The sequence below is a fragment of the Pseudoselenomonas caprae genome (genome assembly GCF_008271345.1).
In the GTDB taxonomy this organism is placed as follows: Bacteria; Bacillota; Negativicutes; order Selenomonadales; family Selenomonadaceae; genus Selenomonas_A; species Selenomonas_A caprae.
In genome coordinates this window covers 1-2503 of the sequence record NZ_VTOZ01000056.1, presented here as the reverse complement: position 1 = coordinate 2503, position 2503 = coordinate 1, and the positions used below count along the sequence as shown (strand labels likewise).

The window sequence follows — 2503 nt, the reverse complement described above, 5'->3', positions numbered from 1 at the left end:
TAAAGGCTGACGGCTTTTTGTTGGCTAAGCATATCTAAATACATATCAAGTGTTTGCAGGCATTTTGCAGACAAATCCTTATTTTTGCAGACAAAATGCAGACAAATTTATTTCTCTGCTGCGGCTTTCTGGATAACGACTCTCAGTACTGTAAGACCGCCCTGAATCGCCAGCGGCAAAATGAATGCGTCGCGGACTTTGCACCAGCCCGTTTCTGCCGTTGCATCTTTCTTGCATTGTTCGACGAATTTATCGGCTGCATCCGAAATGACATTCAGACCTTCGTCGGCCAGCCAGTTGTTGAGATTACCCTTGAGAGCCTGTCCGACTTCTTCCAGCCCCAAAGCTTCTACTGCAAGATCACGAATTTCAACCCATTTACGCATGTCAATTCCTCCTCAGTGTGTTCTCACTTAATTTGACTTATATCTGACTCAGTAACGAAACGTTATTGAGTCAGATTACGAATACAGACCTGCTCGATCGTTGATAACGAACGCTCTCAGCATATCGAGCGATAGATCGAGACTTTCTCCGTTGCCCTGCAGCAACCCTTTGCCAATCATTTTTTCGACCGTCGGTTTCGCCCAATCAGGAACAGCATTGACCGTATTGAAACGCTCAGCGCCGCGGCCCGCCTGCTTGCTACCGTCCTGCTCCTGCGGCGCCTCAGACATATCTTCGATACCGTGCGACTGGTTGTAGTAAAAGATTGCTTTACCTACAATCGTACCATCATCAAGCAGTGCCTGCAGGTTGTCGCCTGGGCAATCCGTGGCCATGAGTTCGCCGTGACCGACAATGTGCGCACGATCAAACGGGATGCCGTACCGTTCGCAAATATCGGCTACCAGCGCTCCGCAGCGGTCAATCTGCTCTGTAGTTGGCTCGACTGCAGAGAAATCGCCGGACAGGTGGATGCCAATCGTATGGCTATTCTCCCCGTATGCGTGGGAGTCTATAGCCCATTCGGGCCTCCCACGTTCGATGGTACCGTCCTTGCGGATCACGTAATGGTAGCCGATACCAGCCCAACCGTTGCCGAGATGCCAGCCGTGAATCTGCTCTGCGCCGGCATCCATGTCTGGCGAGCCCGTGTGATGAATCACAATCATGTCCGTATAGCTGCGCTCAGAAAGGCTCGTAAATTCGAGCCCGGTTTCCACAATATCCAACATATCAATCATCCTTTCTTGTTTGGTCGGAAACTGCAGGGGAATGGGCACATATCAAAAAGGCTGTGCTCCATCTCATCCAGCGCCCCAACATAAAATCCTTGCCGCCGTGCTATATATGCAAAGGCAGTAAATGCTTCATATAATTCTTGCCAAGCTAATGCATTCATCATTCCTCCGGTTTCTCCCGCGCTTTCTTTTGCTGGGTCAGTTGTTCAAGCGACTCGACAATCCTGGTCGGTATCGGCACGCCAGCTTTGGCGGCATTTTCCGTGATGCTGAGCCCCTCATTGGCAATGTAGAAATAAATAGCCATGGCGTATATTTCATTGGAATTCAGCGACACGCTGATTCCGTGCGCTACGGCCACAATCAATACGGCCACAATCAAAAGGATAAATACCTTGCGGGCGATTCCCTTATATCCCCGCCTGCTGTCCAAAGCAAGATTCGGGTTGATGTAGGCCGCCAGCATTCCGCTGATGTAGTCGAGTGCGATCAGCGTGAGCAGGGTCTCAAGTGCGCTGTTCCATGCGCCAAACATAAAGGTAAACAACCCGCCCGCTATCCCTACAATTTAAACAATTCATAAACTCACCTCCTACACAATCTGTGTGATTAAGTCTAAGGTTATACTATCACACATTGTGTGTAGTATCAACACCTTTTGTGTAGTTTTATAAAATACACACTTATTGTGTGGTAATATGTATTTGAAAGGCGGTGCTAATATGTACCATTTAAGAGAATTGCGTATACAAAAAGGGCTCACACAAGCAGAGTTAAGTAAAGCTCTGCAAGTATCAGCCAGCAGTATCGGAATGTATGAACAAGGAAGACGAGAACCAGATAACGAAACATTAGGAAGAATCGCCAATTTTTTCAATGTAACTACAGACTACCTCCTAGGCCGCACCGACGAGCCGGGCGGCTTCCAGAACGGAGACGGATGCGGCGAGGGCAAGGCGGCGGGAGAGACGGCTGTCACAACAGTAAAGCCTAAAGCATATGTTGAATTACATCGTCTTATTGACGAGCTTCCTCACAGCGATGTGGAAGAATTACTGAACACAGCTATATTCAAGAAAAAGAAAGCCGAACAAGTTCACGAACACGTAGATGATCCGGATGATTTTTGATTATGACAAATAAAGAAATATTATCTATCGTCGCTCACATTCATTTGGAGTGGCTGCCAGCACAATTCCCCGTGAAGGTCAAACAACTGCTGAATATGCTTATCGACCTTGAACAAAATTTTCAGGCAATGACTTATCAAAAGTATGCAGAAATAGAAGACTGGTTCCCCTCTCCTTTTCAAATTAAGA

Annotated in this window: 6 protein-coding genes; 2 read left to right on the top strand and 4 right to left on the bottom strand. The window is 47.5% G+C overall.

The window, feature by feature from the left end:
- Nucleotides 1-107 precede the first annotated feature (107 nt).
- The 4 genes from FZ041_RS14280 to FZ041_RS14270 all read right to left on the bottom strand — a co-directional run bounded on the left by FZ041_RS14280 (nt 108) and on the right by FZ041_RS14270 (nt 1731).
- Nucleotides 108-386, bottom strand: a complete 279-nt coding sequence (locus tag FZ041_RS14280) for a hypothetical protein (protein WP_149190056.1) — start codon at nt 384-386, stop codon at nt 108-110.
- Between the two features lie 75 nt (nt 387-461).
- Complete coding sequence (locus tag FZ041_RS14275) at nt 462-1178, bottom strand: peptidoglycan recognition protein family protein (protein WP_369407327.1); 717 nt, start codon at nt 1176-1178, stop codon at nt 462-464.
- A gap of 5 nt (nt 1179-1183) precedes the next feature.
- Nucleotides 1184-1348, bottom strand: a complete 165-nt coding sequence (locus FZ041_RS14500; RefSeq protein WP_187626399.1) for a hypothetical protein — start codon at nt 1346-1348, stop codon at nt 1184-1186.
- Nucleotides 1345-1731 (bottom strand): phage holin family protein, encoded by a 387-nt coding sequence (locus FZ041_RS14270; RefSeq protein ID WP_255449457.1) that lies wholly within the window; start codon nt 1729-1731, stop codon nt 1345-1347. The genes FZ041_RS14500 and FZ041_RS14270 overlap by 4 nt, the downstream gene beginning before the upstream one ends.
- A gap of 175 nt (nt 1732-1906) precedes the next feature.
- Here FZ041_RS14270 and FZ041_RS14265 point away from each other — a divergent pair, with 175 nt between their 5' ends.
- Together FZ041_RS14265 and FZ041_RS14260 are read left to right on the top strand one after the other, a co-directional pair.
- A complete protein-coding gene (locus tag FZ041_RS14265; protein WP_149190054.1) occupies nt 1907-2314 on the top strand; it encodes a helix-turn-helix domain-containing protein in 408 nt (135 codons plus the stop codon).
- Between the two features lie 2 nt (nt 2315-2316).
- Nucleotides 2317-2503, top strand: a 187-nt coding sequence (locus FZ041_RS14260; RefSeq protein ID WP_149190053.1) for a hypothetical protein, incomplete at its 3' end; no start/stop codon positions are given.

Excerpts from the sequence above, each read along its gene's own strand:
- FZ041_RS14280 (WP_149190056.1), bottom strand. The coding sequence starts at position 386 with ATGCGTAAATGGGTTGAAATTCGTGATCTTGCAGTAGAAGCTTTGGGG.
- FZ041_RS14275 (WP_369407327.1), bottom strand. The coding sequence starts at position 1,178 with ATGTTGGATATTGTGGAAACCGGGCTCGAATTTACGAGCCTTTCTGAG.
- FZ041_RS14500 (WP_187626399.1), bottom strand. The coding sequence starts at position 1,348 with ATGATGAATGCATTAGCTTGGCAAGAATTATATGAAGCATTTACTGCC.
- FZ041_RS14265 (WP_149190054.1), top strand. The coding sequence starts at position 1,907 with ATGTACCATTTAAGAGAATTGCGTATACAAAAAGGGCTCACACAAGCA.